General features: G+C 73.8%; 23 protein-coding genes, 1 other RNA gene and 1 pseudogene. 11 read left to right on the top strand and 14 right to left on the bottom strand.

Annotated features, from left to right (window positions below):
• Positions 1-334: 334 nt before the first annotated feature.
• A complete protein-coding gene (gene yaaA / locus ACFVHO_RS38550; RefSeq protein ID WP_385725189.1) occupies positions 335-1135 on the bottom strand; it encodes a peroxide stress protein YaaA in 801 nt (266 codons plus the stop codon).
• A 124-nt stretch (positions 1136-1259) separates the two neighbouring features.
• On the opposite strand from yaaA, the gene ACFVHO_RS38545 reads away from it, so the two are divergent.
• Positions 1260-2720 carry an RNB domain-containing ribonuclease gene (locus tag ACFVHO_RS38545; RefSeq protein ID WP_385725188.1) on the top strand — a complete coding sequence of 487 codons (1461 nt, stop codon included), beginning with the start codon at positions 1260-1262 and terminating at the stop codon, positions 2718-2720.
• Here the strand turns inward: ACFVHO_RS38545 and ACFVHO_RS38540 are convergent.
• Both ACFVHO_RS38540 and ACFVHO_RS38535 read right to left on the bottom strand, forming a co-directional pair.
• Positions 2671-3456 carry a hypothetical protein gene (locus ACFVHO_RS38540; RefSeq protein ID WP_385725187.1) on the bottom strand — a complete coding sequence of 262 codons (786 nt, stop codon included), beginning with the start codon at positions 3454-3456 and terminating at the stop codon, positions 2671-2673. The two genes, ACFVHO_RS38545 and ACFVHO_RS38540, sit on opposite strands and share 50 nt — an antisense overlap.
• A complete protein-coding gene (locus ACFVHO_RS38535) occupies positions 3453-4295 on the bottom strand; it encodes a MerR family transcriptional regulator (protein WP_385725186.1) in 843 nt (280 codons plus the stop codon). The genes ACFVHO_RS38540 and ACFVHO_RS38535 overlap by 4 nt, the downstream gene beginning before the upstream one ends.
• Positions 4296-4524: 229 nt before the next feature.
• On the opposite strand from ACFVHO_RS38535, the gene ACFVHO_RS38530 reads away from it, so the two are divergent.
• From ACFVHO_RS38530 to rnpB, 3 genes and pseudogenes are all read left to right on the top strand, one after another.
• Positions 4525-5433, top strand: a complete 909-nt coding sequence (locus ACFVHO_RS38530) for an AraC family transcriptional regulator (protein ID WP_385725185.1) — start codon at positions 4525-4527, stop codon at positions 5431-5433.
• Positions 5434-5555: 122 nt separating this feature from the next.
• A pseudogene (locus ACFVHO_RS38525) lies at positions 5556-6338 on the top strand (DMT family transporter); the annotation flags it as partial.
• A gap of 118 nt (positions 6339-6456) precedes the next feature.
• Positions 6457-6857, top strand: an RNA gene (rnpB, locus tag ACFVHO_RS38520) — RNase P RNA component class A.
• 31 nt (positions 6858-6888) lie between these two features.
• Here rnpB and ACFVHO_RS38515 read toward each other — a convergent pair.
• Entirely contained in the window at positions 6889-7299 is a 411-nt protein-coding gene (locus ACFVHO_RS38515; RefSeq protein ID WP_385725184.1) for a hypothetical protein, read from the bottom strand.
• Positions 7300-7359: 60 nt separating this feature from the next.
• Positions 7360-7818 carry a hypothetical protein gene (locus ACFVHO_RS38510; RefSeq protein WP_385725183.1) on the bottom strand — a complete coding sequence of 153 codons (459 nt, stop codon included), beginning with the start codon at positions 7816-7818 and terminating at the stop codon, positions 7360-7362.
• A 653-nt stretch (positions 7819-8471) separates the two neighbouring features.
• Here ACFVHO_RS38510 and ACFVHO_RS38505 point away from each other — a divergent pair.
• Together ACFVHO_RS38505 and ACFVHO_RS38500 are read left to right on the top strand one after the other, a co-directional pair.
• Positions 8472-9257, top strand: a complete 786-nt coding sequence (locus ACFVHO_RS38505; protein ID WP_385725182.1) for a class I SAM-dependent methyltransferase — start codon at positions 8472-8474, stop codon at positions 9255-9257.
• A gap of 148 nt (positions 9258-9405) precedes the next feature.
• Positions 9406-10152, top strand: coding sequence for an SAVMC3_10250 family protein (locus ACFVHO_RS38500; protein WP_385725181.1), 747 nt, complete (start codon positions 9406-9408; stop codon positions 10150-10152).
• Positions 10153-10205: 53 nt separating this feature from the next.
• Here ACFVHO_RS38500 and ACFVHO_RS38495 read toward each other — a convergent pair whose 3' ends face one another.
• The gene (locus tag ACFVHO_RS38495) at positions 10206-11090 is read right to left on the bottom strand and encodes a glycosyltransferase family 2 protein (protein WP_385725180.1); all 885 of its coding nucleotides are present in this window, start codon (positions 11088-11090) and stop codon (positions 10206-10208) included.
• A gap of 405 nt (positions 11091-11495) precedes the next feature.
• Here ACFVHO_RS38495 and ACFVHO_RS38490 point away from each other — a divergent pair, with 405 nt between their 5' ends.
• Positions 11496-11963 (top strand): hypothetical protein, encoded by a 468-nt coding sequence (locus ACFVHO_RS38490; RefSeq protein ID WP_385725179.1) that lies wholly within the window; start codon positions 11496-11498, stop codon positions 11961-11963.
• A 138-nt stretch (positions 11964-12101) separates the two neighbouring features.
• Positions 12102-13025 (top strand): phosphotransferase family protein, encoded by a 924-nt coding sequence (locus ACFVHO_RS38485; RefSeq protein ID WP_385725178.1) that lies wholly within the window; start codon positions 12102-12104, stop codon positions 13023-13025.
• A 12-nt stretch (positions 13026-13037) separates the two neighbouring features.
• Here ACFVHO_RS38485 and ACFVHO_RS38480 read toward each other — a convergent pair whose 3' ends face one another.
• Positions 13038-13913, bottom strand: coding sequence for an SAM-dependent methyltransferase (locus ACFVHO_RS38480; protein WP_385725177.1), 876 nt, complete (start codon positions 13911-13913; stop codon positions 13038-13040).
• A gap of 19 nt (positions 13914-13932) precedes the next feature.
• Positions 13933-14391, bottom strand: coding sequence for a MazG-like family protein (locus ACFVHO_RS38475; protein ID WP_385725176.1), 459 nt, complete (start codon positions 14389-14391; stop codon positions 13933-13935).
• 77 nt (positions 14392-14468) lie between these two features.
• On the opposite strand from ACFVHO_RS38475, the gene ACFVHO_RS38470 reads away from it, so the two are divergent.
• Entirely contained in the window at positions 14469-14792 is a 324-nt protein-coding gene (locus ACFVHO_RS38470) for a nuclear transport factor 2 family protein (protein WP_380858862.1), read from the top strand.
• 66 nt (positions 14793-14858) lie between these two features.
• Here ACFVHO_RS38470 and ACFVHO_RS38465 read toward each other — a convergent pair whose 3' ends face one another.
• The 3 genes from ACFVHO_RS38465 to ACFVHO_RS38455 form a co-directional block, all read right to left on the bottom strand.
• The gene (locus tag ACFVHO_RS38465; protein ID WP_385725175.1) at positions 14859-15743 is read right to left on the bottom strand and encodes a PhzF family phenazine biosynthesis protein; all 885 of its coding nucleotides are present in this window, start codon (positions 15741-15743) and stop codon (positions 14859-14861) included.
• Between the two features lie 67 nt (positions 15744-15810).
• Positions 15811-16275 (bottom strand): lamin tail domain-containing protein, encoded by a 465-nt coding sequence (locus ACFVHO_RS38460; RefSeq protein WP_385725174.1) that lies wholly within the window; start codon positions 16273-16275, stop codon positions 15811-15813.
• Between the two features lie 171 nt (positions 16276-16446).
• Positions 16447-17220 carry an SDR family oxidoreductase gene (locus ACFVHO_RS38455; protein ID WP_385725173.1) on the bottom strand — a complete coding sequence of 258 codons (774 nt, stop codon included), beginning with the start codon at positions 17218-17220 and terminating at the stop codon, positions 16447-16449.
• 133 nt (positions 17221-17353) lie between these two features.
• Between ACFVHO_RS38455 and ACFVHO_RS38450 the strand changes: the two genes are divergently transcribed.
• Positions 17354-18982: an alkaline phosphatase D family protein gene (locus ACFVHO_RS38450; RefSeq protein WP_385725172.1), complete on the top strand. Its 1629-nt coding sequence runs from the start codon at positions 17354-17356 to the stop codon at positions 18980-18982.
• A 30-nt stretch (positions 18983-19012) separates the two neighbouring features.
• Here ACFVHO_RS38450 and ACFVHO_RS38445 read toward each other — a convergent pair whose 3' ends face one another.
• From ACFVHO_RS38445 to ACFVHO_RS38435, 3 genes are read right to left on the bottom strand one after another with little or no spacing between them, the layout of a single operon-like run.
• Positions 19013-20017 carry a small ribosomal subunit Rsm22 family protein gene (locus ACFVHO_RS38445; protein WP_385725171.1) on the bottom strand — a complete coding sequence of 335 codons (1005 nt, stop codon included), beginning with the start codon at positions 20015-20017 and terminating at the stop codon, positions 19013-19015.
• A 9-nt stretch (positions 20018-20026) separates the two neighbouring features.
• The gene (locus ACFVHO_RS38440) at positions 20027-21367 is read right to left on the bottom strand and encodes a serine hydrolase (protein ID WP_385725190.1); all 1341 of its coding nucleotides are present in this window, start codon (positions 21365-21367) and stop codon (positions 20027-20029) included.
• A gap of 59 nt (positions 21368-21426) precedes the next feature.
• Positions 21427-22806, bottom strand: a complete 1380-nt coding sequence (locus ACFVHO_RS38435) for a multidrug effflux MFS transporter (protein WP_385725170.1) — start codon at positions 22804-22806, stop codon at positions 21427-21429.
• A 614-nt stretch (positions 22807-23420) separates the two neighbouring features.
• Here ACFVHO_RS38435 and ACFVHO_RS38430 point away from each other — a divergent pair.
• Positions 23421-25364: a glycoside hydrolase gene (locus ACFVHO_RS38430; protein WP_385725169.1), complete on the top strand. Its 1944-nt coding sequence runs from the start codon at positions 23421-23423 to the stop codon at positions 25362-25364.
• The last annotated feature ends 143 nt before the right edge of the window (positions 25365-25507 follow it).

The following is a 25507-nucleotide window of genomic DNA, read 5'->3' as shown; positions in this document are numbered from 1 at the left end:
CTTCAGCCCCGAAAGGGTCGCCCCCGGTCGCGCTCCGCGCTCGTCCTCAAACGCCGGACAGGCTTTCTCCCACCCGCCCGCCCAACCTTGAACCGGCTGAGCAACAGCCCGGCACCTTCTGGCCCCGAAGCGGCTCACGCAGCAGCACTTTCCCGGCCCGCCCCGGCGAAATTTTCAGCCCGTCCGGCGTTTGAGGACGAGGCGCGGAGCGCCGATCGGGGGTGCCCCCGTCCCAGGGCAACGGGACACCCACCCCCGGGGTCCAGGGGCGGAGCCCCGGTTTCGGGAAGGGGTGGGGTTGGGGAGCCCCCGGCAGGGCAACCGGCCCGCACCCTCAGTGGATCTCCCGCACCACAACATCCAGCCCCCAAGCCCGCCCCGCCCGCGAGGGCGGCTCCGCCTCGACGACGTAGCCGAGGTCACGGAGGGCGGAGACGAGCTCGGCGGGCCCGGCGGGCGATGCGCCCGAGGCCAGGAGGGCCCGCACGATCCTCCCCTTCGTGGCCTTGTTGAAGTGGGAGACGACGGACCGCCGCTCCACCCCGTCGACGACCTGGGAGTGCAGCACCCGCACGGTGGCGGTACGCCCGGCCACGTCCCCCTTGGGCTTCCACGCGGAGGCGTACGCGGAGGACCGCAGGTCGAGGACGAGCCCACCCCCGGCGGCCGCGGGCAGCACGTCCGCCATGGGCCCGCGCCAGTACGCGCCGAGCGCCCCGAGCCCGGGCAGCTTGACGCCCATGGAGCAGCGGTAGGAGGGGATCCGGTCGGTGACGCCGACGGCTCCCCACAGGCCGGAGAAGACGAGAAGGGAGCGCGCGGCACGCCGCTTGGCGGCGGCGTCGAGGGAGGCGAGGTCGAGGGCGTCGTAGAGGACGCCGGTGTAGATCTCCCCGGCGGGCCGCGCCCCGGCGGTCCGCAGCTCGGTGTTCTTGGCGACCTCCCCGCGCAGCCCCTCACTGAGCCCGAGCACTGCCCGCGCCTTGTCCTCGTCGGCCGCGCACAGCTCGACGAGCTCGTCGAGGACGGCGGCGCGCGCGTCGGCGAGCCCGGGCAGGGACAGCGACTCCGGCTTCAGGGGCGCCCCCCGTCCGGAGGAGGCCTTGCCTTCGGACGGCGGCAACAGGACGAGCACGATCGCTTCTCCGTTTTCGTTTCGGCCGGGTACGGGTGGTCGCCGACCGGGTGCGTGCGGGGGATGCGGCCCCCGCGAAAGCGTACGGGGTGCCGACCCCCCGCCCCCGCCATACGCTCGGTGCATGCCCCGCCGCCACCTGCATGTGACCGGCACAGCCGAGGCTCCGCTGCGGGCCGCGCTGCGCGACCTGCGCGCCGAGCTCGACGTACCGGAGACGTTCCCGGCCGACGTGCTCGCGGAGGCCGAGCGCGCCGCGGCGGCCCCCCGCCTCCCGGACGAGGACGCGACCGGCGTGCCCTTCTTCACCGTCGACCCGCCGACGTCCGTGGACCTGGACCAGGCGATGCACCTGTCGCGGTGGCAGGGCGGCGGCTTCCGGGTGCGGTACGCGATCGCGGACGTGGCCGCGTACGTCACCCCGGGCGGGCCGCTGGACGCGGAGGCGCACCGCCGCGTCACCACCCTCTACTTCCCCGACGGGAAGGTCCCCCTGCACCCCACCCCGCTCAGCGAGGGCGCGGCCAGCCTGCTCCCGGACCAGACCTGCCCGGCCGTCCTGTGGACCCTCGACCTGGACGCGGACGGCCGCACCGCACACACCGACGTGCGCCGCGCCCTGGTCCGCAGCCGCGCCAAGCTCGACTACGAGGGCGTGCAGCGCGCCATCGACGCGGGCACCGCCGAGGAACCGCTCGCGCTGCTCGCCGAGGTGGGGCGGCTGCGCGAGCGCCTTGAGGTCGAGCGCGGCGGCATCTCGCTGAACGTGCCCGAGCAGGAGATCACCGAGAAGGACGGGACGTACGAACTCGGCTTCCGCGCCCCGCTGCCCGCCGACGGCTGGAACGCCCAGATCTCCCTGCTCACCGGCATGGCCGCCGCCGACCTCATGATCGCCTCCGGCGCCGGAGTGCTGCGCACCCTGCCGCTCGCCCCCGACGGCGCCGTCGCCCGCCTGCGCCACACCGCGAAGGCCCTTGGCATCGACTGGCCGCACCACGTCCCGTACGCCCGTCTCGTCCGTTCCCTCGACCCGCGCGACCCGCGCCACGCGGCGTTCCTCCAGGAGTGCACGACGCTCCTTCGCGGCGCCGGGTACACGGCGTTCAGCGGCGGCGAGGTGCCGGAGCTGACGACGCACGCCGCGGTGGCCGCCCCGTACGCGCACTGCACCGCGCCCCTGCGCCGCCTCGTCGACCGCTACGCCGCGGAGCTCTGCCTCGCCGCGTGCGCGGACGCCGAGCCCCCGGACTGGGTGCTCGCCGCCCTGCCGGAGCTGCCCGGGGAGATGGCCGAGGGCACCCGGCGCGCCAACTCCGTGGAGCGCGGCTGTGTGGACATCGTCGAGGCGGCGCTCCTGAAGGACCGGGTGGGCGAGGTGTTCGACGGGGTGGTGGTCGACGTGAAGGAGCGCGAACCGGGGGTGGGGACGGTGCAGTTGGCGGAGCCCGCGGTCGTCGCTCGCATCGAGGCGGGGCCGGGGGGTGCGGGCGGGCCGGGTGCGCTGCCTCTCGGGGAGCGGCTGCGGGTGCGGCTCACACAGGCCGATCCGGGGCGGGCGAAGGTGCTGTTCGCTCCGGCGTGAGGGGGCTCGGCGCGGGGGCGTCGGCAGGTGTGCGAGGGCTTGGTGCGAGGTCGTCGGAAGCTGTGCGAGTGCTCGGTGCGGTGTCGCCCGCAGGCGTGCGGGGACCCGTGGTCTCATCGGCGGCATCGGCGGCATCGGCGGCGGGCCGGGTCAGCGCGTCGACCAGGGCGCGCGGGTCGTCGGCGTGCAGCCGCACCACGCGGGCCGTCGCGGGCAGCCCCAGCGGTCGTACGAAGGCGACGGGGCGGGCGAGTTCGACGGTGACGGTGGTCTGGTTGCCGACGGCGACGTCGAGGGTGCCGTCCTCGTGGACCTGGACGGTGCGCCCCTCGGGATAGCGCCGCTCCACCCGTACCCGCAGGATGTCGGCCGCCGCGATCCGCAGATCGAGGAACTGCCCGTACCGCACCCGCAACGACCCGTCCGCGCCCGCCACATGGGGCCGCGTCACGGACGCCGCGTGCAGCGCGAGGATCTGCAGGACCGTGTAGACGTCCACGAACAGCAGCGCCGAGTGCACGAGCGGCCACGGCACGATCAGCGCCAGGACGACGGTCTCCACGACCGCCACGAAGGCGAAGCCGAAGAGCATCGCGGTCTGCGGCCCGGTGTACGCGGCCGGACGCGCCCCCGCCCCGAGCCCGTGCCGCCGCCGCGCCACCCACAGCGCGAGGCTGTGGAACCCCCGCAGCTCGTGCACGGCGAGCCGCCGCACGACCCGGACCGGGCGCTTCACGGCGTCCACCCCGTCCGCTCGCCCAGGTGCTTCAGCATCACGCGGACGGCGGCGGCCTGGGCGGGGGCGAAGTCGTCGAGGAAGGCCTCCCCGAAGGCGCCGCCGTGCGCGGGCCGCCCCGCGCCCTCCCGCTCTTCCCGGCCCCCGTCTTCCCGGTCCTCCCCTTCCCGGCCTTCGTCCTCCTGGGTGAGGGCGGCGAGAAAGTCCTCAGGGACGACGGCCGCGAGGTCCCGGCCGAGCGGCTGGACGCGGGGGTCGTCCGGCGGGGCGTCGGCGAGTGCGTCGAGGCGGGCGTACAACTCGCGCATGCGGGCGGCGAGTTCGGTGTCGTCGGCGAGCCGGTGCAGGGCGCCGTAGACGCGGTCGCGGCGGGCCGGGTCGAGGGTGGCGTCGAAGAGGGCCAGGTGCTCGAGGTCCTTGGCGGCGGTGGGCGACCCGCCGGCGGCGGGCCCGAACCGCCCGAACAGCTCCGCGAGCCCCGCCGAGACCGGCCCCTCCCCGGTCAGCAGCCCGTCCTCGGCCATCCGAAGGAGCTCGGCGAGCCGGGCCCGGCGCGCCTTGATGTCCGCCTCCTGCCGGGCCAGGTCGTCGTCCAGCTCGGCGAGCACCTCGGTGAGCTCGCGCCCCGCGTCGTCCGCCAGCACGTCATGCACCTCGTCGAGCCCGAGCCCCAGCTCGGTGAGCCGCTTGACGCGGGCGAGGGCGATGGCCTCGCGGAGCCCGTAGTCCCGGTAGCCGTTGGGTCGCCGCGCGGGCTCCGGCAGCAGCCCGAGGTGGTGATAGTGCCTGATGGCGCGCGTCGTGAGCCCGACGGCGGCGGCGATCTCTCCGATTCGCATGCCCTCAGTAGAAACGTTGACGCTACGGCAAGGTCAAGCGGACACGGGCGGGGCGGGGGCGGGCGGACACGGTGGGCGTGGGCATGAAACGCGGGCGCGGAAGCGTTCAAGAGGCGAGACGAGGCTGACCGCACCGCCGGAGCGCAGGCATGCTGCGGCCGAAAGCCGAGAAGCACACGCGGAACCGTACTGCCGTGGGCGCACAGCCAGGCACGGAGGAGGGTGGCCCATGGAGCACCGCACAGACCCGCCGCACGGCACCTCGCCCGGCGAGCGCGCCCTGTGGACCCGGGCCGCCCTCGGCGGCGGCACGTCCCTCGACCTCCTCACCGCCCGCTTCGACCGTCACCGCTACGCGCCCCACGCCCACGAGGAGTTCACCGTGGGCGTCTGCGTCGGCGGCACCGAGATCATCGACTACCGGGGCGGCCGCCTCGACATAGGCCCCGGCTCCATCGTCGTCCTGGCCCCCGGCGAACCGCACACCGGCCGCCCCGGCACCGGCGACGGCTACGCGTACCGCTCGATGTACCCCTCCCCGGAGCTCTTCGCCGACGGCGCCCGCACCCCGCCGCACTTCCGCGACGCCGTCCTCGACGACCCCCGCCTCGCGGCGGCGCTGCGGGCCGCCCACACCGGCCTGAGCACGGCCGCCCGCACCCCGGGCCCGCCGGACCGCCTCGCCGCGCTCACCGCGGAGAGCCGCCTGACCGGCCTGTTCACCGCCCTGGCCGACCGCTACGGCAGCGCACGCCCGGCCCACGACCCGGCCGCCCCCGTACCCGGCGCGACCACCATCGCCCTGGCCGTCCGCGACCGCCTGGCCGACGACGTCCTCACACCCCCCACCCTCGCCCAACTGGCCGCGGAACTGGGCCTGTCCCGCTACCAACTGCTCCGCGCCTTCCGTACGACGATGGGGATGCCCCCGTACGCCTGGCTGGCGCAGCACCGCGTCACCCGGGCCCGCGCGCTCCTGGAGAGCGGACTGCGCCCGGCGGCGGTGGCGGGCCGGGTGGGCTTCGCCGACCAGGCCCATCTGACGCGCTGGTTCCGGCGTGTGGTCGGGGTGACACCGGCGGCGTACCGGAACAGCGTGTGGGCGGGGGAGCGCGTGCTCGCGGCAGAGCGCGCGTAACCGGCACCGAGTGATCGGCGCCGAACGACCGGGCGCCGAACGACCGGGCGCCGAACGACCGGGCACCGAGGGGCGCAACAACGTTCAAGACACGACCCTCCCCCCTGTCCGAAACTCCTCCCATGACCGCACGAGGCTGGCTTCTCTTCTCCGTCATGGGCGTCCTCTGGGGCATCCCGTACCTCATGATCAAAGTGGCGGTGGACAGCGATCTGACACCGTCGATGGTGGTGTTCACGCGCTGTGCGCTGGGCGCCGCGCTGCTGCTCCCGTTCGCGATACGCCAGGGCGGCATGCCCGCCGTGCTGCACACGCACTGGCGCCCGATGCTGGTCTTCGCCTGTGTGGAGATCCTCGGCCCGTGGTGGACCCTGACGGACGCGGAACGCCACCTCTCCAGCTCCACGGCGGGCCTCCTGATCGCCGCCGTGCCGATCATCGGCGCGCTCCTGGCCCGCTTCTTCGGCGACACCGAACGCCTGGGCCCGCGCCGGGTGACGGGCCTCGCGCTCGGCTTCGCCGGGGTCGCGGTGCTCACGGTCCCGCACCTGACGGGAGGCGACGCCTGGTCCCTGACGGAGGTCCTGCTCACGGCCCTCGGCTACGCCATCGCCCCCTTGATCGTGGCCCGCCACCTCAAGGACGTACCGACCCTGCAACTGATCGCGCCCTGCCTGACCCTGGCCGCCCTGGTCTACGCCCCCGCGGCCGCGGTGACCTGGCCCGAGACGCTCCCGGACGGCAAGACCCTGGCGGCGCTCGCGGGCCTGGGCGTCATCTGCACGGCCCTCGCTTTCATCGTCTTCCTGGAACTGATCCGCGAGGCGGGCCCGACGCGGGCGGTGGTCTTCACGTACATCAACCCCGCGGTCGCCGCCGCCGCGGGCTTCGCCTTCCTCTCCGAATCCCTCACCGCGACCTTCGCCGCGGCCTTCACCCTGATCCTTGCGGGCTCCTTCCTGGCCACGGCCGCCACCGGCACCCGGCCCACGCCCCGGCGGGTACCATGGTCGACACGGCAGACGAGCCGGGCGGACGGCCGCGTGGAGGTCCTTGTGGACCTTCCCGAGGAACGTCCGGGCTCCACAGGGCAAGGTGGTGGCTAACGGCCACCCGGGGTGACCCGCGGGACAGTGCCACAGAGAACAGACCGCCGGGGACCTCGGTCCTCGGTAAGGGTGAAACGGTGGTGTAAGAGACCACCAGCGCCTGAGGTGACTCAGGCGGCTAGGTAAACCCCACTTGGAGCAAGGTCAAAAGGGAACACCCCGGTGTTCCTGCGCGGACGTTCGAGGGCTGCCCGCCCGAGTCCGCGGGTAGACCGCACGAGGCCTGCGGCAACGCAGGCCCTAGATGGATGGCCGTCACCCCGACGACCGCGAGGTCCCGGGGGACAGAACCCGGCGTACAGCCCGACTCGTCTGCCGCTTCCTCCGCCGAGACGGCCGGGGCGGTCTACGCCCAGTCGCCCACCACGTGCGTGTTGTTCACGCCCGAGAGGAAGAAGAAGTAGTACTCCCCGCCGCTCAGTTCGTAGATGGCGGATGCCGTCCTGTTGCAGGGGATTCTGACGACGTTTCCGACGGGACGGTCGCGGCCCCAGGTGACGTGGTAGAGCTGCCCGGCCACGATGTCGCCGTCGCAGGACGCGGAGAAGCTGACCCGCTGCCTGTTGCCCTGTGGGCGGTCCGCCTTGGGGGAGTAGCCGTAGCCGTTGAACCAGATGTCGAAGTGGAAGGGGGCGGCGGCGCGGTGCTGCGCGGGGGAGGGGGCGGTGGGCTGCTGCCGGGCCTCGACTGCCTGGGTGGGGGCGGTGGTGAGGGCCACGGTGAGGAGCGCTGTCGCGGTGGCGAGGAGCGTGCGCATGGGGGAGTCTCCGGGTTCTTCGTGGGGGAGTCGGGGTGTGGAGTGCGAGCGAGTGCCGGGTCAGGCGCCGTCGGCGATGACGTGCGTGTTGTCGACGCCGGAGAGGAAGTAGAAGTAGTAGAAGCCGCCCCGCAGTTGGTAGTCGACGGTCTTGGGGGACCGGTTGCAGGGGACGGCGAAGGCGCGGCCGACCTTGGGGTCGACGCCGGTCGCCGAGTGGTACAGCTGACCTACCAGGACGTCGCTGTCGCAGTCCGCTTTCAGGGTGTAGCGGTGCACGCCGAAATGGATGCTCAGGGTCGGGGAGTAGCCCTGGCCGTTGAACCACATGTCGAACAGGACGCTCTTGGCCCGGGGCTGCGGCGCTCTGTCCGGGGCGGCGGGTGCGGACACCGGGGCCGACGGGGCGGCGGGGGGCGAGACGGAGGCCGCCGCGGACGGGGTGGCGGGGCCGGTCAGCAGCGCGGCCAGTCCGGCCAGTGCGGCGGCGGCCGTGGCGTATCGATGCATGTGCGTCATGCGTCGTGCCTTCCTGAAGAGGCGGGAGGGGAGGGAGAGGTGCGTCGCTGGCCTGGTCGACACTCGTACGCGAGTTCGTCCAGGTGATCCTGTAGCGCTCGCGCGGGGCGGTCGGGCAGGCGGGACGGTCGTGCGGGGAAGGCGGGCGCAGGTTCACACGAACGGCTCTTCGTCGGCCCCCCGTGCAGGCGAAGGCGTCTGCGCCCGCCTTCGGTTCACCCCGTCCGGCCGTGGTGCCGACGGGGTGTGACCAGAGTCTGCGGCGGCCCTCCGGCGGTCACAACCGCATCCCGGCCGCTTCCCGGAATTCGGGATCCCGAGGTCTCTGACCTGCTGGGACGTGGACGTCCCGGGACGGAGGGCGGTGGCTCGCCGGGGCTGCCTCACGCAGCCGCAGCGCAACATCGCCGTCCCGGCGCAACATCGCCGTCCCGGCGCAACATCGCCGTCCCGGCGCAACATCGCCGTCCCGGCGCAACATCGCCGTCCCGGCACAACCTCCAAGCGCACGGATGCATGTGCTGTGCCTTTTGGTGGATCTGCCGAGCAATCGCTAGGCGTCTATGCGATCTAACCTGGCAGATGCAAGATAAGAGGTGTTGTTCGGGGTGCGGTTGCCGCGGCCCCGCCGGGCTTGAAGAGCGAGGTCTCCCATGGGCATGCGCACCCGCGACGGCAGCGTCGGTGATGTCGACTACGGGGCCATCGGCTCCGCGTACGCCTCCTTCCGCCGCCCCGACGAGCGCATCGCCCGCGTCATCGCCCACGCCCTCGGTGACGCCCGCACCGTCCTCAACGTCGGCGCGGGCACCGGCTCGTACGAGACCCCGGCGCACGCGTTCACCGCCGTCGAGCCCTCTCTGGCCATGCGCGCCAGGCGCCCCGCGGAACTCGCCACCGCCGTCGACGCCGTCGCCGAGGACCTTCCCTTCGCCGACGGGCGGTTCGACGCCGCGATGACTCTCTTCAGCGTCCACCAGTGGTCGGACGTCGAGGCCGGGCTGCGCGAGATGCGGCGGGTCACCCGCGGCCCCGTCCTCGTACTGACCTGTGACCCCGCTCGCGTGCGCGACTTCTGGCTCTACGAGTACGCCCCCGACGTCCTGGACGCCGAAGCCCGCCGCTATCCGTCCCTGGACCGGCTCACTGCCGCGCTCGGCGACACCGTCGTCCAGCCCGTCCCCATCCCGCTGGACTGCACCGACGGCTTCAACGAGGCGTACTACGGACGCCCCGAACTCCTCCTGGACCCCGCGGCCCGCCAGGCCTGCTCGGCCTGGAGCTTCGTCGACGACCGCGCCCGCCAGGACTTCGACACCTGCCTGCGCCGGGCCCTGGGCTCAGGAGCCTGGGACGAGGCCTTCGGACAACTGCGCAGCCGGCCGACCTACGACGGATCCCTCGTTCTCCTGAGGTCGACTCGTCCCGTCAGGCATTGATACGGGGCTCGGGCACTTGTTCCCGGTTCGACCATCAGGCCTGACTCGGGGGCACGGCGACCTCACAATGGCGTTCACCGGCGTGAAGTACCGCCGCGTGGATTCGTCGTGGATTCGTCGTGGAGCCAGCTCACCCCCGAGGAGCGTCGTGCGCGAGCTTGTCTATCTGTCCGACCGGAAGTTGCGGCAGTTCATGCCGGAGAGGCCTCGGCGCCTGGTCCGGGGCGGGTGGCAGGTGACCACTCCGGTGGGCGGGGTGGGGCTCGACCCGGAGGTGCCGGACGCCGAGCGGGAGCGCGGGGAGCGGCTGCGGCGGATCGTGCGGCATGTGTCGGCCGCGGCGGGGTGGTTCGCGGAGCCGGGGCTCAGGGCCGGGAGCTGGGTGCAGTTCGAGGCGCCGTTGAACTTCCGCGTGCTGCGGGACGTGGCTCCGGGGATGGTGCTGTTCGTCGATCCGCCGGTGAGTGTGGACGGGTACGGGACCGGCGGCGAGGTGCGGCTGCTCCTGCACGGGTCCGTGGAGCATCTGGCGGGCGGCCGCGTGCCCGTCGTCGCCGAGCCGCCCGCCCTGTCGGAGGAGGTGCACCACGAGGGCAGTTGGGGCGGCAGCGGCGGCGACGACTGGGTCGAACTCGTCACCACCCACGCCTCCGCGCTCCTCGGCTCCCTCACCGGCCAGCCCGACGCCGTCAGCGAGGACCAGCCGCAGGAGCCCGTCAGCCCGGTGACCCTCCTCGAAGGCACCCGGCAGCTCCTGGCCGCCCTCGACCGGCAGTTGCCCGTGGAGACGGCCGCCTGGATGCGCGGGTACGCCCGCGTGACGGCTGCCCTCGGGGGTGGCGGTGTGCGGTACGTCGTCGCGACTCCGCTGTACGTGGAGTACGTCGCCGAGTAGCGGTGGTGGGTACGCCGTCCGGCGCCGGGCCGACGCCGGGCACCCGTCCGCCCTCAGATCAGCGGCGGTCGCCCCAGCCGCGTCATCCGCCACACCGTCGCCCACCGCATCGGCTTCCGCTCGCCCCCGGACGTGCGGCAGCCCTCGACGAAGCCGCCCGCCCAGGCCTTCAGGCCGCCGAGGGACCGGGTCCGGGCCACGGTCAGGAGCGTCCAGACGGTCAGGTAGAGGGGGATGAGGGGCAGGGGGAGGCGGCGGCGGGCCAGCCAGACGCGGTTGCGGGCCGTCATGCGGTGGTAGACGGCGTGCCGGGCGGGGGACGTCTTCGGGTGCTGGAGCAGCAGCGAGGGTTCGTAAAGGACCTTCCAGTCCGCGTCGAGCGCGCGCCAGGCCAGGTCCGTCTCCTCGTGCGTGAAGAAGAAGTCCGCGGGCCAGTCGCCGGTCTGCGCCAGCATCTCCATCGAGAAGGCGTGCGCGCCGCCGAGGAAGGAGGTGACGAGGCCGCCGCGCATGGGGTCCTTGGCGCGCAGCCGCGGCACGTGGCGGCGCTGCGTCTCGCCGTGCTCGTCGGCGATGCGGAAGCCGACGATGCCGAGCCGCGGGTCCTCGGCGAACAGGCGGCGGACCGTGCGGAAGACGTCTGGGTCGACGAGCAGGCCGTCGTCGTCCAGCTCGATCGCCACGTCCACGTCGCCGAACTCGCGCAGGCGGCGCAGGGCGACGTTGCGGCCGCCGGGGCAGCCCAGGTTCTCGTCGAGCTCGATCGTCGTGACCTCGCCGGGGTAGGCGGGGAAGTCCGGCAGCGGGGTGCCGTTGCCGACGATGACCAGGCGGGTCGGCGCGACGTCCTGCTTGGCCACGGCCGCGAGGAGGGCGTCGACGTCCTTCGGGCGGTTGCCCATGGTCACGATGGCCACACCCAGGCGCGGTTCGGACAAGGCGGGCCTCCAGGGCGGGTCGGGCCGGGGCGCGCGGTCGGTCCCGGGGCTGCCGCGCGGTCGCTGCGGCGGCGCGGTCATATCGTCTGACGTTCGCGATGGTAGCCGTTCACTGGTGCGTTTCATCCGGGACGTGGGTCGTTCACGTCGGGGGATGTGGCCGGGTTCACCCCGGTGGCGTCGCACGCCGTGGCCAATATTGGCTGTGACATGTCAAAAATCATGAGGATGTGTCTTGTTCTCTCAAGGGCCCTGTGTCTCAATGGCCCCGACCCAAATCGCTGACTGGCCGTCAGTAATGGCGGGCGCGTCGCTCCTCGGGCAAGCGGGCAGCGGGCAGCCGGGCACCGGCGGTCGTCGGCGGGGCAGGCACCCCACACTCCCCCCATTGAAGGCAGGCCCCCCATGAGGCATGGCAGATTAGCCCTCGGCTCGGCCCTCGGCGCCGGCGCGCTCGCCGTGAGTGCCCTGGTCCTCGCTCCGACCGCGGGCGCGGTGGAGCCGCAGGAGGCGACCATCGGCTTCGAGTGCGGTTCGTTCGGTTCGGGCTCGGCGACGCTCAAGGCGACACAGAACGGCACCGCGGCCACCATCGACGTGTCGACGTCGGCGATCACCGCGCCGATCGACGTCGGCGCCGGTGCGGTCAACTCCACGCTCACGCTCACCAAGAACGGCTCCGGCACCACGGCGTTCAGCGGCAACTCCAACCCGGCGATCCCCGCGGGCAGCCCCGTCTCCACCGGCCCGCTCAACGGGACCGTCGCCGCGGGCGACAGCCTGGAGGCCAGCTCCCTGAAGATCGTCGTCTTCGGCATCACGGTGAACTGCACCGCCACGTCGGCGCAGTCGCCAGGCCCGTTCAAGTTCTGATCAAGCCCCGGCCCGGGTTCCGGGCGCGTACGTACGGTGTCGAGGGTGTCGCGGTCCGGACGGCGGACCGCGACACCCTTCCGCGTACCGGGCGAAAACGCGTTGCCGCGCCCGCCCCCTCCGCCTACCGTGCCGATCATGCTGCCCCCCGTGGACACCGACGAGGAGTGGGACGCCGTCGTCCCCGACGAAGCCGTCATGCGGCCCGCCGCCGAGGACCTGAGCGCCCGGCTCGGCCTCGCGGGCGCGCCCCTCACGCGCTACGGCGAGGGCTCACAGCCCGTCTACGCGGTGGGGGAGCGGCACGTGCTCAAGCTCTTCCCCGGCGCCGCGGCGGACGACGCCGCCACCGAGGCCCGGGTGCTGAGCCACGTACAAGGACAACTGCCCGTCCCCACGCCGGAGTTGCACGACTTCGGGGCGTACGTCAACGGGTGGAGCTACGTCCTGATGTCCCGGCTGCCCGGCGAGGGTCTGCACCTCGCGTGGCCCCGGATCCCGGCGGCCGACCGGGACCGGGTCGTGGCGCGGGCGGGCGAGGCGCTCGCCGCGCTGCACGCGCTCGGGCACGCACCGCTCACCGACGTCCTCGGGCCCGGCGACTGGCGGGAGTTCACCGCCGGACAGCGCGCGGGCGCCGTCGACCGGCAGCGCGAGCGCGGGCTCCCGGAGAGCTGGGCCGAACAGATCCCCGCCTTCCTGGACGCCGTCCCGCTGCCCGCCGCGCCCGAAGCCGCCCTGCTGCACACGGAGTTCATGCGCCAGCACCTCCTGGTGGACCCGGGCGACGGCCACCGCCTCACCGGCCTCTTCGACTTCGAACCCGCGATGATCGGCGACCCCGCCTACGACTTCGTGGGCGTCGGCCTCTTCGTCACGCGCGCGGAGCCCCGGCTGCTCGCCCGGTTCATGGCCGCGTACGGCCGCACCTTCGAGCCGCGCCTGCTCCTCGCGTACACCCTGCTGCACGTGTACAGCAATCTGCCCTGGTACCTGCGCGAACTGCCCGCGCCGCCCGAACCGACGCTCGACGCGATGGCCGAGGCGTGGTTCGGGCACTGAACCCCGCGCCGCTCAGTCCGTGGCCACCGGCACCAGCGTGAGATACGCAAGGCCCAGCAACCGGCGGTAGCCGCGCAGGAAGGACGCGCGGTGGCGGTCGGCGCGTTCGCGCAGCTCCGCGGCCCGCGGGTGGTCCGGGTGCGCGGCCAGCCACTCCTCGGTGTCGGCCAGATACGCGGACTCGAACTCCTCCCACTCCTCCTCGCCCGCCGTCTCCACCCACAGCGGGCGGAAACCGGCGGCGACCGCCGCGTCGGCCAGGCCGCCCAGGTCGAGATGCTCGTCGGCGCGGGCGCCCGGCCACAGCGCGGCGAGGTCCGCGGCCGTGGGCGTGCGCTGCCAGAACCCCTCGCCGAGTACGACACGTCCGCCCGGAGCGACCAGGCCGCGCAGGGCGCGCAGGGCCTCGGCGGTGTACGGGGGCGGGGCGTCGGCCGGGCACAGGGCGTGGGCCGAGCTGAGGCACAGGACGACGTCGGCGGGTCCGCGCGCGGTGTCCGTGGCCGACTCGGCGACGAACTCGACCCGCGTGCCGAGCCCGCGTGCGCCCGCGGACGCGCGGCCCCGCTCCAGGTCCTCCTCGTTGAGGTCGACGCCGATGCCCGTGGACCCCGGTGCCGCCTCCAGGACGCGCAGCAGCGTCTCGCCCCAGCCGCAGCCGAGGTCGAGGACGGTACCGCCACCGGCGCGCACCAGGGGTTCGGCGGCCCGCCGGACGATGCGGTCGGCGCGCGCCTGTGACAAGGGGCCGTGGAAGGCGAGGCGGGTGAGGCGGGGCGGGGCGTCGTCGGGGTCGGTGACGTGAGGGTCGGTCGTGCCGGGGTTCGGGGCGGTGCCGGTGGCGGTGGCTGTGGTGGTGCCCGTCTTCGCGCTGGTCCTTGAGTCCATGGCGGGTGACGCTAACTCGTCAGGTGCCGGGGCGCTCTTGGATTTCTTGCACCTCGGGGCGTACGGACTCGGCGGGAGCGGGAGCGGGAGCAGGAACAGGAGCGGCGCCCGGCGACTGCGGCGACGGCGGTGACGGCGACGTGGAGCGGGCGGCGACCGCGCGCAGCCGGGCGTCGAGCGCCCGCTCCGGAGCCGGGGTGAGGGTGCGCAGGGCCACAAGCGCCGTGATGACCACGTCGCACAGCTCCGACTCCACGTCGTCCCAGGTGTGCGTGGTGCCCTTGCGCGGGTTCTGCCCGGTGGCGCCGACGACGGCCTGTGCCACCTCGCCGACCTCCTCCGACAGCTTCAGCATCCGAAGGAGGAGGGTCTCGCGGGCGGGGTGCCTGCTGTGGGACTCCAGCCAGCCGTGCAGACGGTCGACGGTCTCCCACAGGTCGGGTGCGGTCAGGGGCGGCGCGGGCGTCGGGTCGGACATGGGGTGCAGCCTGCCACGGCCGCGGGGGCGGGCGATCCCGGGTGGCGGGGCGACGGGGCCGGTGCGAGCGTGGGCGCATGAGCATTCAGACAAACCGGCTCGGCGACCCCACGGTCCGGGCCTTCGTGACCGCCGTGAACGCCAACGACAAGGCGGCCTTCGAGGCCCTGCTCACACCGGGCGCGACCATGTCCGACGACGGCTCCGACCGGGACATCGCCGACTGGACCGACCGCGAGATCTTCTCCTCCAACGGCCACATGGACGTCGAGTCGGAGTCGGACGGCGGGCGCACGCTCCTGGTCAGCTACCGCAACGACACCTGGGGCGAGATGCGCACGAAGTGGCGGTTCACGGTGGACGGCGACAAGGTGTCCCGGTTCGAGACGGGCCAGGCCTGACGCCGGTCCGCCGCGGGACCGCCGCTCCGGGGCGCGCCCGACGCGCCCCGGAGCCCTGTGCGTCGCTCACTCCGGGATGCGGACCGCCGCCCCCGTCACCCGCACCCGCGCGTCCCCGTCCCGCAGCGTCACCGTGAGCAGCCCGGGCCGCCCCATGTCCACGCCCTGGTGGAGGGTCAGTTCGGCGGCGGCGGGGACCAGGCCGAGCGCACGGGCGTACGCGCCGAAGGCGGCCCCCGCCGCGCCCGTCGCCGGGTCCTCGACGACGCCGCCGACCGGGAACGGGTCGCGGGCGTGGAAGACCGTCGCGCTCTCCCGCCACACCAGTTGGACGGTCGTCAGGTCGAGCCGGAGCATCAGGGCCTTCAGCCGGTCGAAGTCGTAGTCGAGGTCGGCGAGGCGGGCGCGGGTGGCGGCGGCGAGGACCAGGTGGCGGGCGCCCGCGAAGGCGATCCGGGGCGGCAGGCCGGGGTCGAGCTCGTCCGCGCGCCAGCCGAGCGCGGCGAGCGCCTCCTCGACGTCGGCCGTCGCGGCCTCCTCTATGTGCGGCTCCACGCTGGTCAGCGTCGCCCGCAGCACGCCGTCGGTCTCGGTGACGCGCACCGGCACGGCCCCGACGCGGGTGGCGAAGACCAGGTCGCCGGGACCGTCGCGCTCCGCGAGGGCGACCGACGTCGCGACCGTGGCGTGTCCGCAGAAGGGGACTTCGGCCTGCGGGCTGAAGTAGCGCACGGTGAAGGAGCGGCTGCCGTCGTCGGGCGCGGCCGGGCCGGGGGTGAGGAACGCCGTCTCGCTGTAGCCGAGTTCGGCGGCGACGGCGAGCATGGCCGCGTCGTCCATGCCGCGCGCGTCCAGGACGACACCGGCGGGGTTGCCGCCCGCGGGGTCGGTGGCGAAGGCGGTGTAACGCAGCACGTCAGGGCGGTCCGGGGTGGGTTCACTGTGGCTCATGCCGGACGACAACCACCGCGCGGCCGAGTCCATTCCCGGTCGCGCGGCGGCTGTCACCTCGTGTTTCTCAGTGGCAGTTCTTGGTCCCGTGGTCCCGGGTCGTCCAGGAGCAGGAGTCGAGCTGCGCGCCGCTCGGCTTGAGCAGCCGGGCCTTGTCGCTGGTGTTGTTCCACACGTAGGAGCCGCGGCCCCAGTAGCGCACGCCCGAGGCGTTGGTGCCCTTGCCGGTGCGGACCTTCACGGTCTTGCCCGCGCCGATCTTGTAGCTGCCGAAGGTGTACGTGTAGCCGGTGTTGTCCTTCAGCTTGTAGCCCTTGAGCTGGATGGCGCCGCGGGTGTTGTTGTGGATGTTCACCCACTCCGCGTTGAGCGAGCTGTTGGAGCCGGTGTCGCGGCCCGGGCTGTCGTACTGGATGTAGCCGAGGTGCAGACCGCCCTGGTGGGCCGCGGCGGTCGCGGGCGCGGCGACGAGCAGCGGGGCCGCGACAGCGGTGGCGGCGAGGGCGGCGGTGACCATCGAACGTATGCGCAACTTGTGCTCCGTATGTGAAGTTCCCATGGAGGGCAGTGAGCTTAGTCCGTCGTTGTACGACATCGGGGGCCGCTCCGGGCATATGACTGGAACTCGGCCCTCGCCGCCGTACTGCAATCGGCCCGGCCCGGTCTACGCACGGCCCGGGCAGCGTGTCCGGGCCCCCGGCCCTCAGCCGCGTCCGACGTACGGCATCGTTGTGGCGAGCACGGTCGCGAACTGCACGTTCGCCTCCAGCGGCAGCTCCGCCATGTGCCGCACGGTGCGGGCCACGTCCGCCGCGTCCATCACCGGTTCGACCGCGAGCTGCCCGTTGGCCTGGAGGATCCCCGAGCGCATGCGTTCGGTCATGTCGGTGGCGGCGTTGCCGATGTCGATCTGCCCGACGGCGATGCGGTACGGACGCCCGTCCAGGGACAGGGACTTGGTCAGGCCCGTCAGCGCGTGCTTCGTGGCGGTGTACGCGACGGAGTGCGGGCGCGGGACGTGCGCGGAGATGGAGCCGTTGTTGATGATGCGGCCGCCCTGCGGCCGCTGCTCCCGCATGTGCCGGAACGCGGCCTGGGCGCACAGGAACGCGCCATTCAGGTTGGTGTCCACGACCTGGCGCCACTCGGCGTAGTCCAGCTCCTCCACGGGTGTGCCGCGGGGGCCGAACGTGCCGGCGTTGTTGAAGAGCAGGTCGACGCGGCCGAAGCGGTCGGCCGCGGTGGCGAAGAGGGTCGCCACGTCGTCGGGTGACGTCACGTCCGTGCGCAGGCAGAGGGCGCGGGCGGCGGGGGCGGCGGCCAGGTCCGCGGTCTCGCGCAGCGTCTCCTCGCGGCGGCCCGCGAGCGCCACCGACCAGCCCGCGTCGAGGAGTTCGAGGGCGACGGCGCGGCCGATTCCGGAGCCCGCCCCGGTGACCACGGCGTTCTTCGGCGGCGGTGTTGGCTCAGCGTTCATGGCCCCGCAGCGTACGTGAGGGTCCGCCACTCGGACCTCATCTGCCCGCCATATGGCTGTTGTGTACGTGACAGGCGGGGGTCGTCCCCAGACACTCCAATGCATCTTGCAACCATCTTCTGGGGAGGGGCACATGACACCCGCAGGACAGCACGCACCCGAACTCCGCGCCGCCGCACGCCACTTGGGACGCCGTCGGTTCCTCACCGGCACCGGCGCGGCCGCCGCCCTGGCCTTCGCCACCAACCTGCCCACCGCCGGCGTCGCGGGCGCCGCCGAGATGGACGCCGCCCGCATCCCCGCCGACCCCTTCACCCTCGGCGTGGCCTCCGGCGACCCGCAGTCCGACTCCGTGCTGCTGTGGACCCGGCTCGCGCCGAAACCCTTCGAGGAGAACGGCGGGCTGCCCGCCGAGCGCGTCACCGTCCACTGGGAGCTGGCCCGCGACCCGCGCTTCCGACGGATCGTCAGACGCGGCACGGTCCCCGCGCACCCGGAGTTCAACCACTCCGTGCACGTCCAGGTGGACCACCTCGACGCCGACCGGTCCTACTACTTCCGCTTCCGCACCGGAAAGTGGCTCAGCGAGACCGGCCGCACCCGCACCGCCCCGCACGCCTCCAGCCGGGCCGCCCTCACCCTGGCCGCAGTCTCCTGCCAGGCCTACCACGACGGCTACTTCACCGCGTACAAACACCTCGCCGAGGACGATGTCGACGTCGTCTTCCACCTCGGCGACTACCTCTACGAGTACGCCGTGAACTCCGTCGGCGGCGCCCGCAAGTACACCGACCGCGTGCTCCCCGACGTCTTCAACCGCGAGACGCAGACCCTCGACGACTACCGGCGCCGGTACGCGCTCTACAAGTCCGACCCCGACCTGCGCGCCGCGCACGCCGCCCACCCCTTCGTCGTCACCTGGGACGACCACGAGGTCGAGAACAACTACGCCGACGACCTCGACGAGAACGGCAACCCGCCCGAGGAGTTCCTGCTCCGCCGCGCCTCCGCCTACCGCGCGTACTGGGAGAACCAGCCCCTGCGCCGCCCGCAGCGGCCCACCGGCTCCGACATGCGGCTCTACCGCCGCCTCGACTGGGGGCGGCTCGCCCAGTTCGACATCCTCGACACCCGTCAGTACCGGTCCGACCAGGCCTACGGCGACAAGGCGCACGTGCCCGGGCCCGAGTCCCTCGACCCCAAGCGCACCATCACCGGCGCCAGCCAGGAGCGGTGGCTCGTCGACGGGTGGCGGCGCTCGCACGCCGTCTGGAACGTCGTCCCGCAGCAGGTCACCTTCTCCCAGCGCAAGCTCGACCTCAACCCCGTCGCCAAGGTCAGCATGGACGCCTGGGACGGGTACGCCGCCTCGCGCGCGCGGGTGCTCGCCGGGGCCGAGGCCGCCGGTGTCGACAACCTCATGGTGCTCACCGGGGACGTGCACGTCGGGTACGCCTTCGACATCAAGGACGACTTCGACGACCCGTCGTCCGACGTCGTCGGGACCGAGATCGTCGCCACCTCCATCGCCAGTGGCAAGGACGGGGCCGAGCGGCCCGCCAACTGGGAGACGTACATGAAGGCCAACCCGCACCTGAAGTTCTACAACGGGCGCCGGGGCTATGTGACCGTCGCGCTCGACCGGCGGCAGTCCCGGGCCGACTTCAAGACCGTCTCGGCGGTCACCACGCCGGGGGCGCCGATCACCACGGCGGCTTCGTTCGTGGTGGAGGAGGGCTCGCCGGGGCTGAAGCCCGCCTGACCCACCGGGTCGCGGAGGCCTCCGGCGGGGCTAGGACCCGGCCGGGGGCCAAGGGGCGCCCCATGCCGTGTCCCGGGCCTCGCGGTACAGCGCCCCGTGCCGCTTCGTCACGGTCTCCCGCCGCAGCACCCCCTCCACGTCGCACAGGTCGAGCAGGACCATCCCCTTGCGGATCTGCGGCTTGCGGACGACACGGGCGGGCGAGGGGTCGGCGGGCACGGCGTCGGGGCGGACGGCGGCGACGTAGGAGAACTTCTCGTCCTCGTAGGCGAGGGAGCCGCCCTTGACCTGCCGGTGGAGGGAGGACCTGGCGACGCGGACGGAGAAGTGGCACCAGTCCTCGCCGGGGACGATCGGACAGGCGGAGCTGTGCGGGCAGGGCGCGGCGACGCGGTACCCGGCGTCGACGAGACGCTCGCGCGCGGCGATGACACGCGCGTACCCGTCGGGCGTGCCCGGTTCGACCACCACGACGGCATCGGTGGCCGCACGGGCGGCGGCGTCGACGACGGCGGCACGGTCGTCCTCGGTCAGCTCACCGAGGACGTAGGAGACGGTGACGAGGGCGGCGGGCGGCACGTCGAGGGCGGCGCCGATGCGGGCGCGCTGCCACCGGGCGGCGGCCAGCTCGGGGTTGGCGGCGGCGATCTCCCGGCCGAGGGCGAGCGCGGGCTCGGCCCAGTCGAGGACGGTCACGGGCCGCTCGCCGGGCCAGGTGGCGTTGACGGCCCAGGTGGCGGCGCCGGTGCCGCCGCCGATGTCGGTGTGCCCGGCGGGACTCCAGTCGGCGGGCACGGCGGTGGCGAGCGCGTCGAGGGCGGAGCCGGCGGCCTCGAAGGTGGCGGGCATGCGGTACGCGGCGTAGGCGCTGACGTCCGCGCGGTCCCGCAGGACGGGCGCACCCGTCGGGGTGGTGCCCCGGTAGTTCGCGATCAGCCGGTCCACGGCCTGGGCGGCCGCCTTGGGCGGCAGGTCCTCCAGGAGGCCCGCGAGGGCGGAACGGAGGGTCTCTGCGGGGGAAGCTTGGTCGCGCACCCCGTGAGTTTAGTGGCCCGCCGGGGCAGGAGCCCGCCGGGCGGCCCCGGGCGCGGGCCCCGCCGCCACCGCCCGCGCGAGTGACGTGGCCGCGCGGACCCGGGGGCCGTTGTCGGGCGGCTGCCGCCGGGGGTGGACGGTGTTGGCGAGGAGCACCAGGAACGTGTCCGTGGCGGAGTCGAGGACGAGGGACGTGCCGGTGAAGCCGGTGTGCCCCGCCGCGCCCCGGCCCGCGAGCTCCCCCATGAACCACGCCTGGTCCACGCCGAAGCCGAGGCCTGGCGCGGCCAGCATCAGGCGGACGTGGTCGGGGCCGAGGATCCGGGCGGCGCCGTACGTACCGCCGTTCAACAGGGTCCGGCACAGCACGGCCAGGTCGCGCGCGGTGCCGAAGAGCCCGGCGTGCCCCGCCACACCCCCGAGCGCCCACGCGTTCTCGTCGTGCACCTCTCCCCGCAGCATCCCCCGGTCCGCCTTGGCCCACGGCCGCCGCTGGTCCTCGGTCGCGGCGGCGCCGGGGCACGGCCCGAACCGGGTGCCCGTCATGCCGAGCGGCCGGGTGATCCCGTCCCGGATCAGCAGGTCGAGGCGGCGGCCCGTGACCCGCTGCAGGACCTCCTGGAGGAGCAGCATGTTCAGGTCCGAGTAGACGTACGCGCCCCTCTCCCCGGAGGGCACCTCGGTCCGCAGCGCCCGCAGCCGCGACGGCACGTCGGGCAGCTCGTACAGCGGGAGTTCGGGCCGCAGCCCCGAGGTGTGCGTGAGCAGCTGCCGCACCGTGATGCCGTGCGCGGCGGCGCCCGTGCACTCGGGGGCGTACCGGGCGACCGGCTCGTCGAGGGCGAGAGCGCCGCGCTCCAGTTGCTGCACGGCGGCGATGGTGGTGCAGAGCTTGGTGAGGGAGGCGAGGTCGAAGGGGGTGTCGACGGTCATGGGGACGCGGTCGGCCGGGGGCAGGTCGACGGGGGTGGGGTCGGCCGGGCTTCCGGCCAGGTGCGCGGCCGAGGTCCCGGTCGGGCGCTTGGCTGAGGTCTCGGTCGGGCTTTCGGTCGAGGTTGGGGCCGGGCTTTCGGCTCGGCTCTCAGCGTGACTCTCGGCCGGGCTCTCGGCCCGGTTCTCAATGCCGTCCTCGGCGCGGCTCTCGGCCCGGTTCTCGACGCCGTCCTCGGCGCGGCTCTCGGTGGTGCGGTACGCCGGGACGCCTCCGCCCGCACCGGCGTACCGCACGGCCCACCCCGCCGCCTCCGCCACCGCGATCACCGGGCCGCGCCCGGCGACGACGACGGCACCGGCGCACCACGGGCGGGGCCCCTGGGGCAGTGCCCGCACGTCGTGGACGAGCCGGCGCAGCTCGTCCGCGTCGAGTCCGGCGCGCTCCGGGGAGCCGGGCCGGAGCACCGGCGACGCGGTCAGCGGTCCGACTTCCGGGGCCGGGGCACGCCCGTGGTCCCGCCCTCCGTCACGGCCGCGGGCCCCGCCTCCGTCACCTGCGCGTTCTGGTTGTGCTGCCACGGGCGGCACAGTCCCACGAAGCAGGCGACGGCCGCCAGCGCGCACGACAACTGGACGACGGCCATCGGCACGGCCGTCCGCTCGCCCGCGATGCCGACCAGGGGTGAGGCGATCGCGCCGATGAGGAAGGAGGACGTACCGAGCAGCGCGGAGGCGGAACCGGCGGCGTGGCGGGTGCGCATCAGGGCGAGGGCGTTGGTGTTGGGCATGGCCAGGCCCATCGCCGACATCAGCACGAACAGGCCGACGGCGATCGGCGCGAGCCCGATGTCGTCCCCGAAGACGCCGCCGGTCATCAGGAGCAGCGCGGTCGCCGCGAGCGTGATGACCGCGAGCCCGAAGCCCAGGGCCTTGTCGAGGCTGACGCGGCCCACGAGCAGCTTGCCGTTGATCTGGCCGACGATGATCAGGCCGACCGAGTTCACGCCGAAGAGCAGGCTGAACGTCTGCGGCGACGCGCCGTAGATCTCCTGGATCACGAACGGCGACGCCGAGATGTACGCGAACAGCGCGGCGAAGGCGAAGCCGCCCGCGATCATGTAGCCCGCGAAGACGCGGTCCGCGAGGAGGCCGCGCATCGTGCGCAGCGCCTGGACCGTGCCGCCGTCGTGGCGGTCCGCCGGTGCCAGGGTCTCCGGCAGGCGGCGCCACACCAGGACGGTCAGCGCGATCCCGATGACCGTCAGGACGACGAAGATGCCGCGCCAGTCCGTCAGGCGCAGGACCTGGCCGCCGATCAGCGGCGCGACGATCGGGGCGACGCCGGAGATCAGCATGAGGGTGGAGAAGAACTTGGCCATCTCCACGCCGTCGTACAGGTCGCGGACCACCGCCCGCGCGATCACGATCGCCGCCGCGCCCGCGAGGCCCTGCAGGAGGCGGAAGGCGATGAGGAGCTCCGCGGTGGGGGCGAGGGCGCAGATCGCGGTGGCGAGGATGTAGACGAGGAGGCCGCCGAGGAGGGGGCGGCGGCGGCCCCACTTGTCGCTCATCGGGCCGACGACGAGCTGGCCGAGGGCCATGCCGGTGAGGCAGGCCGTGAGGGTCAGCTGGATCGTGGCCGCGGGGGCGTGCAGGGCGTCCGTGACCTCCGGCAGGGCCGGGAGGTACATGTCCATGGACAAGGGGGGCATGGCGGTGAGGCCGCCGAGGATGAGGGTGACCAGGGCGCCCGTGGCCACGCGGAGGGCGGCGGGGTCCTTGGCTCCTGTGGGACCCGCCGCCCCGGGTATCCGTCCCTCGGCCTGTCTCTCCGCCGCCTGCCCGCGCTTCGGCATCGCGCCCCTCCCCGGTTAGTTGGTAGTGCCCCCTATCGTCTCAGGCCGCAGCCCGTGCTTCTGCCTCGCGGGGGCGCGCTCTGGGACGGCCTCTCTCCCACCCACCCGCCCGAACTCCCTCCGGCCTGGCCGACAGCCCGGCACCCGCAGCCCCGAGAGGGTCGCCCCCGGTCGCGCTCCGCGCTCGTCCTCAATCGCCGGACGGGCTCTTCCCCACCCACCCGCCCAACCTCGCAGCGGCCTGCCCAACGGCCCGGCACCCTCAGCGCTGAAAGGGTCGCCCCCGGTCGCGCTGCGCGCTCGTCCTCAAGTGCCGGACGGGCTTTCTCCCACCCGCCCGCCCCCGCCGTTACTTCGGACAAGGTGGTCCGCACTGTCTGCTCGGTGCGCCTTCGGCCCGCCTCGGGGAAGTAGTTTTCAGCCCGTCCGGCGTTTGAGGACGAGGCGCGGAGCGCCGATCGGGGGCGCCCGCGTCCCAGGGCAACGGGACACCCACCCCTGGGGTCCAGGGGCGGAGCCCCGGTTTCGGGAAGGGGTGGGGTTGGGGAGCCCCCGGCAGGGCAACCGACCGAAACTCTTAGAACCCTCTTAAGCCCACCCACTATCCAATCCCCATGCCCCCCAAGCGAACCCTCGCCCTAGCCCTGGCCGTCGCGACGGCCGCCACCCTCACCCCCGCGGCCGCCGCGCGCCACGCGGCCCCCGCCCGCCAAGTGACCCTCGCCGTGAACGGCGGCACAGCCCTCATCGACCCCGAGACCCTCGCGGTGAGCGCCCGCGGGGACGACGGCCGCAGCCGCAGCCTGACGGCCCCCGCGGCGACGGAACTCGGCCGCCCCGGCCCGGTGCACCGCGCGGACGGCGGCCGGGTGCGGTGGAGTTACCCGGACCGGGGCCTGAGGGCCACGGCGTACGTCGACCACGGCCGCCTGGCGCTGACCCTCACCGCGGACCGGGACACCCGGATCGCCTGGCCGGTGACGGGGGCGAGGGGCAGCCTCCAACTCCCGCGCGGGGAGGGCCTGGACATCCCGACGGCCGACCCGTTCTGGACGAAGGGAGAGCAGAAGCTCACGGGCACCACGGTCGACGTGAGCGCCGATCTGACGCTGCCCCTGTGGGGGTACTCGACGGGCGGACGGCACGGCGTCAGCTATCTGATACCGACGGATATCGGGACGGACCTCACGTTCACCAGGGGACCCGGCGGCCACCTCCGGACCACCGCCGCCCACACCTTCGACAAGGGCGAGGGCACCCGCGCGTACACCGTCACCTTCGCCCTGACCGACGGCACCCCCGTGGCCCCGGCCGCCGACTACCGCGCGTACCTCTCCGAACGCGGCCGCCTCGGCAGCCTGAAGGAGAAGATCCGCCGCAACCCGGCGACGAAGCGCCTCCTCGGCGCCTCGCACGCGTACGTGTGGGGAGAGGCCCGCACCCCGGCGGGCATCCGGCGCCTGCGCGCGCTCGGCGTGGACGGGATGTGGCTCGGCTACGACGCCGGGCCCGACCCCATGGGGAAGGAGGCCGTCGCGGCGGCCAGGAAGGCGGGGTACCTCGTCGGCCCGTACGACACCTTCGCCAACGGGCAGGACCCGAAGACCGCCGACAGCCCTACGTCGGTGTGGCCGGGCCGCGTCTACCCGGACTTCTGCGTCCGCGACGCCGACGGCCGCCCCCGCACCGGATTCGGCGGCCGGGGCTGCTACTTGAGCTCGGCGGCCTTCGAGCGCGCCGAGCCCACCCGCCACCTCCTCGCGCACCGCACCCGCGCGATGGTGCGCAACGGCGCCGACAGCTACTTCCTGGACGTCGACGCCACCGGCGAGCTGTTCCGCGACCACGCGGCCGCGCACCCGATGACGAAGGCGGGCGACCGCGCCCACCGCCTGGCCCGGATGCGCCGCATCGCCGACTCCGGCCTGGTCCTCGGCTCCGAGTCCGCCCAGGCCTGGGCGAACGGGGTGGTCGCCTTCGACTACGGCAGCGCCACCCCCGTCGCCGATGGACTGTGGGCGCTGCAGAAGGACAGGGAGAAGTGGGGCGGTTACTACCCGGAGGCCGCCCCCGGCATCTTCTTCAAGCCGGTCCGCCTCCCGGCCTCGCTCTCCAAGGCCATGTACGACCCCCGCTACCGCGTCCCGTTGTACGGGACAGCCCTGCACGGGGCGACCGTGAGCGCCGAGCGCTGGGAGCTGTCGTACGAGAAGCTGCCCGCCGAGAAGACCCGCCGCGCCCTGCTCGCGATGCTCTACGACCGGCCGCTCAACCACGTCCTGGACGGGCCGACGCTGGCCCGGCACGGGCGGGAGATCGCGGCGCTGCAGAAGTACTTCGCGCCGCTGCACCGGGCCGCGGGAGCCGAACGGCTCACGTCCTTCCGGTTCCTGACGGAGGACCGGCGGCTCCAGCGCACCGTCTTCGGCGGCGGCAAGCTGACGGTCACCGCCAACTTCGGCACGGCGGCCCGTGACGGGCTGCCCGGCGGCTGCGTCGACGCCAGGCTGCGCGGTGACGACCGGCCGCGCCGCCTCTGCCCGGCGGACCTCCGCTGACACGGGCCCTGACATGCGAGAGGTGGGGGGGGGGGGGGGGCGCCCCCCCCCCCCCCCCGGCCGGGGCTGCATGTTGGGGTTGAAAACCCGCGCCCCGCACCACCCGGGACCACAACACAAAGCCCCCCCCCCAGAGCACGAAC

It is taken from the genome of Streptomyces sp. NPDC127108 (assembly GCF_042677545.1).
Taxonomy (GTDB): Bacteria; Actinomycetota; Actinomycetes; order Streptomycetales; family Streptomycetaceae; genus Streptomyces.
Note: the sequence above shows the minus strand (reverse complement) of the source record. Positions and strands in the feature narration are given on the sequence as shown.